The organism is Nostoc sp. UHCC 0251, from assembly GCF_034932245.1.
GTDB lineage: Bacteria > Cyanobacteriota > Cyanobacteriia > Cyanobacteriales > Nostocaceae > Nostoc.
Genome location: NZ_JAYGHD010000288.1, coordinates 21,221 through 27,860, shown reverse-complemented (window position 1 = coordinate 27,860; position 6,640 = coordinate 21,221). Strand labels below are relative to the sequence as shown.

Annotated in this window: 6 protein-coding genes; 3 read left to right on the top strand and 3 right to left on the bottom strand. The window is 42.2% G+C overall.

Translation table 11 applies throughout. The features are described from left to right. Window positions 1-198 precede the first annotated feature (198 nt). Window positions 199-612 carry a hypothetical protein gene (locus VB740_RS19185; protein ID WP_323201531.1) on the top strand — a complete coding sequence of 138 codons (414 nt, stop codon included), beginning with the start codon at window positions 199-201 and terminating at the stop codon, window positions 610-612. Window positions 613-665: 53 nt separating this feature from the next. Here VB740_RS19185 and VB740_RS19180 read toward each other — a convergent pair whose 3' ends face one another. After that, window positions 666-1,253, bottom strand: coding sequence for a Uma2 family endonuclease (locus VB740_RS19180; protein ID WP_323201530.1), 588 nt, complete (start codon window positions 1,251-1,253; stop codon window positions 666-668). 153 nt (window positions 1,254-1,406) lie between these two features. Between VB740_RS19180 and fni the strand changes: the two genes are divergently transcribed. Next, entirely contained in the window at window positions 1,407-2,456 is a 1,050-nt protein-coding gene (fni, locus tag VB740_RS19175; RefSeq protein ID WP_323201529.1) for a type 2 isopentenyl-diphosphate Delta-isomerase, read from the top strand. A gap of 111 nt (window positions 2,457-2,567) precedes the next feature. Next, window positions 2,568-4,403: a signal peptide peptidase SppA gene (gene sppA / locus VB740_RS19170; RefSeq protein WP_323201528.1), complete on the top strand. Its 1,836-nt coding sequence runs from the start codon at window positions 2,568-2,570 to the stop codon at window positions 4,401-4,403. A gap of 193 nt (window positions 4,404-4,596) precedes the next feature. On the opposite strand, the gene VB740_RS19165 is transcribed toward sppA, so the two are convergent. Continuing rightward, on the bottom strand, window positions 4,597-5,697 hold the full coding sequence (locus tag VB740_RS19165) for an aromatic ring-hydroxylating dioxygenase subunit alpha (RefSeq protein ID WP_323201527.1): 1,101 nt from the start codon (window positions 5,695-5,697) through the stop codon (window positions 4,597-4,599). A 25-nt stretch (window positions 5,698-5,722) separates the two neighbouring features. After that, on the bottom strand, window positions 5,723-6,448 hold the full coding sequence (locus VB740_RS19160) for a DUF3865 domain-containing protein (RefSeq protein ID WP_323201526.1): 726 nt from the start codon (window positions 6,446-6,448) through the stop codon (window positions 5,723-5,725). Window positions 6,449-6,640: the final 192 nt, after the last annotated feature.

Genomic DNA, 6,640 nt, shown 5'->3' with positions numbered 1-6,640 from the left:
CCCATTCGTCCAGAACACAACCCCATTCGTCCAGAACACAATCCCATTCGTCCAGAACACAAGTTTTTTCGTGTAATTACTTAGCTAGTAATCCAATCTTATTACAAAAAACACCTTGTTTTGTAAGTTTTACTGAACCACTACATTGCTCCATTGAGACACTCTAGAAAGATAAAGTTTAGTAAAAAGTCTGCATTGATGCCACGCCTAAAAAGAAGCTCTACCGTGCTAGAAAAAACCGAACAGAGAGTAATCGGATTTAAATCGATTAATTCCAGCCTCGACTTTGGTGATTCAATCAGCTTAAACCATTTAACCGAGTTAACCGGGCAACTCCGCAACCAGATTGACCAGTATAATATGATGCTAACTGCCATTGACACAGCAAAGGAACAAATAGAAACCCTTGAAAAGACTATCCGCGAAACATCAGAACGCTTAGTCAGTGGTGTAGTCTTGAAGTATGGCAAAGACAGCCGGGAATACGAGATGACTGGTGGAGTACGCAAAAGCGATGCCTGCGGCGGGCTACGCCTACGCATTCGTAAAGCAACTATCACCCGGTTAAAATCCACCGCAGACTCGAAAGCAGCTTCTACACAGACGGCGTAATGAGCAACAAATAGGCATCATTCACCGTCAATGATGCCCATGTTATCGCAGTTTTATTCCTCAATCAACTCAAAATCAACTCGCTCATAAATATCACGCAAGGCAATTTGAAAGTCGATAGAATCTAAGACTAAAACTGCATCTTCACCTTCATATTCCTTAAAAATCCATTGACCTTCTGCTTGCTTTGCAAATTGTTCCACAGCAAAACTATACTGGTCAATCATGATATATTCTTGAAAACCAGGAATTGAACGATAATATTTAAACTTATCTGTTTTGTCATAATTTTTAGTTGAATTTGATAAGACTTCAACAATTAATAAAGGATTAGTGATAATTGTTGTACCTGTTCCCTCATAAATAGGCTTACCTTTGATGACCATAACATCAGGATAAGTATTAATGCGATAACGAGGTATTGATAATTTAACATCGCCTATATATATGTTATAATTTTGTCCTTGCACTGTCAGGGGAAATTTTTTGTAAAAATTACCTGCAATGTTGTTGTGGTTAGTTGTTCCTCCTGTCATGGGTATAATTTCTCCGTCTCTGTATTCATTTTTATATTCAGCCTTCTCTTCTAATTCCAAATATTCTTCTGGGGTATAGTAACGCTTTTCTGTTTGTAAAACCATATTAATTAACTCACAAAATGAGGGAATGGATATGTTATCAATAGCGTAACGTACCCTAAAGATAGGGAAAATAAATAATTTTGTTATACAAATACGATTGCAGACAATGTAACAATAGCGATCGCAAGCCAATATTTTTAGCCATACCTACCAGTGAACGCCCCTACCAACATCTCTGCACAAACTCAAAATCGCAAAGCCGATCACATTCGGATCTGTTTAGAGGAAGATGTTCAGTCTCATCAAATCACCAATGGATTGGAACGCTATCGCTTCACCCATTCTTGCTTACCCGAACTCAACCACGACGATATTGATATCAGTACAACTTTCCTGGGGAAACACCTTGGCGCACCTTTGTTAATTTCTTCCATGACTGGCGGAACAGAACAAGCTGCAATGATTAACCAACGTTTGGCGCAAGTCGCGCAACACTACAAAATTGCAATGGGTGTCGGTTCCCAGCGAGTAGCAGTAGAAAAACCCCAGGTAGCTGATACTTTTGCTGTTCGCAAGTATGCCCCAGATGTTCTGCTATTTGCGAACTTGGGCGCTGTGCAACTTAACTATAAGTACGGCTTAGATGAATGTTTGCGCGTAGTTGATATTCTAGAGGCTGATGCCCTGATTTTACATATCAACCCTCTACAAGAGTGCATTCAACCCAAAGGTGATACTAATTTTCGGGGTTTGATTGACAAGATAGCTACATTATGCAGTAAAATCTCAGTACCAGTGATTGCAAAGGAAGTTGGTAACGGCATTTCAGCAGCGATCGCTAACAAACTCATTGCCGCCGGAGTAGCAGCAATTGATGTCGCTGGTGCGGGGGGTACTTCTTGGGCAAAAGTAGAAAGTGAACGGGCAGAAAATCCCTTACAACGCCGCTTGGGGAAAACGTTTGCCGATTGGGGTTTACCGACGGCAGAGTGCATTACAACTATTAGAGCGATCGCTCCAAATGTGCCCTTAATTGCTTCAGGAGGTTTGCGTCATGGACTGGATGTTGCAGCCGCGATCGCTTTGGGAGCAGATATAGCTGGTTTAGCCATGCCTTTCCTGCAAGCAGCAGCAACATCAGAGACAGCAGTTGCCGAACTGGCTGAAGTATTAATCGCCGAAATCACCACAGTTTTATTCTGCACTGGCAACGCCACCTTATCTGAGTTAAAGCACTCTGATAGTTTACAGCGCATAGAATAGGTAAATAGGTCATTAGTCATTAGTCATTAGTCATTTGTCCAAAGTCCAATTATAAATGCCCAATGCCCAATGCCCAATGCCCCATGTCCCATGCCCAATGACTAATAACTAATGCGTAATTTTATCAAACAAACTTTTGCTAGTTTAATTGGCACCTTACTAGGACTAATTATTTTCGGTGGTCTGGGAACCACCGGGCTGTTCTTGCTGATATTGGCTGCTAGCTCCTCTAAAGATACTGGGCCAAATGTGAAAGATAAGTCAATGCTGGTTTTTGACTTGTCGATGAAAATTACTGATAGCGAACCTAGTTCTAGCGAACTGTTTCAAAACACAATATCAGGTGTAGATGAAGATAGGATGGCGCTTCGCAAAGTTGTGGAAACTTTGGAAAAGGCGCGGCGCGATCCGCGAATTGTCGGGATATACCTGGATGCAACTAGCACAAGCCAAGCTGGTAGCGTCGGCTATGCTTCCCTTAAAGAAATTCGGAAAGCGCTGGAGGAATTTCGCGCTGCTGGGAAAAAGATTGTGGCATACGGCAGTGATTGGAGTGAAAAGGAATATTACCTTACTTCAGTGGCAGATTCCGTTGTACTTAATCCTCTGGGAATGATGGAAATCAACGGTTTGAGTTCACAACCGATGTTCTTAACGGGAGCATTGCAGAAATATGGCATTGGTATTCAAGTCGTGCGGGTAGGCAAATTTAAGGGGGCTGTTGAACCGTTTCTCCTGACAAAATTGAGTCCAGAAAACCGCGAACAAACTCAGAAATTGTTAAATGATGTTTGGGGAGAGTGGCGCACTACTGTGGGTGCAAGTCGGAAACTTCAACCGAACCAGTTGCAAGCGATCGCAGATAATCAGGCACTACTGGAAGCCCCACAAGCTAAAACTAGCGGTTTAATTGACCGAGTAGCATACCCCGATGAAGTAGTAACTGACCTCAAAAAGTTGACAAATAGCGATAAAGACGACAAAACATTCAAACAAATTAGCCTGAATAGCTATGCCCAAGTTCCCGGTAAATCTTTGGGTGTAGAACGTAGTTCAAAAAATCAAATTGCCGTTGTTTATGCTGAGGGCGAGATTGTCGATGGTAAAGGTGATCTTGGGCAAGTAGGAGGCGATCGCTTTGCGAAAATCTTCAACAAACTCCGACAAGATAAGGATGTGAAAGCTGTTGTATTACGGATTAATAGTCCTGGTGGTAGCGCTACCGCATCTGAAGTCATGCAGCGAGAAGTAAAATTAACTCGTGAGGCAAAACCGGTTGTAGTGTCTATGGGTGATGTCGCCGCCTCTGGTGGTTACTGGATTGCTAGCGACTCGAATCGCATTTTTGCCGAACCAAATACTATTACAGGTTCCATAGGCGTGTTTGGGGTGCTATTTAATGGTGCAAAGCTGGCTAATGATAACGGCATCACCTGGGATTCGGTGAAAACTGGAACCTATGCTGATAGTCAAACAGTTTCGCGGCCGAAATCGCCTCAAGAGTTGGCACTTTATCAGCGCAGTGTTAACCGGATTTATAATATGTTTCTGAATAAAGTTTCTCAAGGTCGCAAACTCCCAGAACAAAAAGTTGCAGAAATTGCCCAAGGACGGGTTTGGTCTGGTGTGGCGGCCAAAGAAATTGGTTTGGTGGATGAAATTGGCGGTTTAAATACTGCGATCGCTTATGCTGCCAAAGAGGCAAAACTACGAGAAGACTGGGAAGTGCAAGAATATCCTCGCACTAGCAGTTTCGGAGAACGCTTTTTTGGGCGTGCAACTGAAGAGGTGCGGACTGCTTTAGGAATTGAGGCGGCGCAACTCAAACAATCTAACCCTCTCACCATTGAATTCCAGAAATTGCAACAGGAAGTAGAGATTTTGCAAAAGATGAATGATCCACAGGGGGTTTACGCCCGCTTGCCTTTCAACTTGAAGATTGAGTAACATCCTCACCGAAAAGGCAAAGGGGCAGTTCTTGCTGGGAGCAGGGGGAGCAAAAGCCGTGAAGCGAAGCAGAACATGGGTATCAAGCCCCGTCATAAAGGACGTTCTGAATTGGTCGGAGTACAAGCTCCGACCAATCCTCCCCCCCCCTGCTCCCCTGCTCCCCTGCTTCTTTCGACGCTCTTTCTGTATATTAGGGTTGGTAGTACTTCGACAAAACTTGATGGAAGTGAGAAATCCCATATTCAATGTCTGCAAGCTGAAGTACACCATAAGCTTTGGAATGAACACTTGCTTGTAGCGATCGCACCACCCCAAAGTCTTCATTTAACACCCGTTCAAATTCAGGTCGAAATTCATCTTGTTTATAAGGAAATGCTTCAATTTGTGCTTTTGTTTGATAAATAAAAACCTCAAACTTAGTTTTTGTAGGAGATAAAGGAGTCAGCCGAAAAACTGAAACTTTGTCTCTTGCAGTATTAATCATCATATTGGGAAAGATGAAGCCCTGGTAAGATTGTCCCCTTGGTTCTCCTGAAAAAGCGGGGTGATCTTTGACAAATTCATCATCTGTAAAAGGAACAAATATCTGATAGTGTCGCCCAGTTGGAGTATAAATAATATTCTTCGGATTGAAACACTTTAAACTTTGGGCATGAACAACTGATAAATGATAACACTCTAGATAATTCTCTATAGGAAATTTCCAGTTGGCTGGCTCTTCATAAAACCAGTGGTCAACCTGCTGAAGTTCTTGCCAACGGTGCTGATACTGCTCTAAGTAAGCTGAAAATCCAGCCAAATAACTTACTAAAGATTCCCCTTCTGCTTCTGGGTGAACAAAGATAAAGCCGCCCCATGTCTCTACTCGTCCCTTAGCTAGATAGACACCCGACTTATCTAAATTCGGAAAACACTCAGCACGAGGTAAACCTTTAAGATTGCCTTCATAATTGAAGTTCCAACCATGATAAGGACAACGCACCCGTTGACAATGACCATGCCCTTGTAACATCTGCGCTCCCCGATGGGGGCAAACATTGTGCATTGCTCGTAATTCGCCATTATTATCTCGAATTACAAACATGGGTTGATCGCCAACATTGCAAGTTAGATAATCCCCAGGATTAGGTAGATCGGATTCACGTCCTACAAACTGCCAGGTGTTACGCCAGATAGTTTGCTGCTCATAAGCAAAAATTTGCTCGCTAAAATAGTAATCACCAGGTAGTCCAAATTTTGGTTGATTGGTACTAGAAGTGCGATCGAGAAATGAAGGATGGATCGAGATCATATTGTTAAATTCTATTTAATCAGTGCTATTGAGCGATCGCTTTACTAAGAACAACCTCAGATGAGATTGCCTCTTGCGCTAATTCCTGCCACCAGACCTCCATCGCATCTATCATTGCCCGAAATCCTGCTGCAAACTCTCCAAATTCTTCGGGTTGTATATATGCTGCCAGACATGTTCTCAAGCCCGCTTCATGTTCAATTTCCCACTCGTTTAAATGCTTGCTAAAAAAATATTCCAAATCTTTGGGCATTGCTCCTTCCAGCAACCAATCTAGAAGTTGCACGATTAGAGTTAATTCTGGAATTGAGGTTGCCTCGATCGCATAGGTTGCCCCAAGTACATAGTGTACTTGGCGATCGAATACTGATTGCACAGTTCTTAGCAATTTGGATGTAGCAGCTGACGGCATTGTGTTCTTCACAGCAACACTCAGTCCTTCTTCTAACCCTTCAGCTAAAAGCCTGTAATGAGAGATTCCTTGAGTAGTGCTACCCATTTCCTCAGCTATATTTTCTTTGAGTTCTTGGGCTACACTGTTCCATCCTGCACTCAGGGCTTTCTGTCTTGCTAACTCTGTGAAACCCACCAACTCCTTTGGAAAAATCGAATATTGCTGCATGATATAAGCAATCTGAGCAAAGCTTGCTTGACTCAGCATTTGTGCAACAGGATTTTTTGTAATACTAAATGCCAGGTAATCCTGAGCTAGCAGTTGATTCATCTGCTGAGTTAAGTGATTAAATTCCATTAAATTTTTAGTCCTTTATTATAGTTTTGCTGACTGCTAATCTAGCTTTAAAAGTCGCTAGCAATTAACATCAATTTGACATTTTATATGGATAGAATAGCTTCATTTAATTGATAAATCTTGAGTAAGGGCACTGGAAATAACTAAATGATTTAGTTGATTAAAATTAGTACTTTTACCCAAGAATAATTT

Bases quoted from the DNA above. Each gene is read 5' to 3' on its own strand.
- VB740_RS19185 (WP_323201531.1), top strand. From the start codon at position 199: ATGCCACGCCTAAAAAGAAGCTCTACCGTGCTAGAAAAAACCGAACAG.
- VB740_RS19180 (WP_323201530.1), bottom strand. From the start codon at position 1,253: ATGGTTTTACAAACAGAAAAGCGTTACTATACCCCAGAAGAATATTTG.
- sppA (WP_323201528.1), top strand. From the start codon at position 2,568: ATGCGTAATTTTATCAAACAAACTTTTGCTAGTTTAATTGGCACCTTA.
- VB740_RS19165 (WP_323201527.1), bottom strand. From the start codon at position 5,697: ATGATCTCGATCCATCCTTCATTTCTCGATCGCACTTCTAGTACCAAT.
- VB740_RS19160 (WP_323201526.1), bottom strand. From the start codon at position 6,448: ATGGAATTTAATCACTTAACTCAGCAGATGAATCAACTGCTAGCTCAG.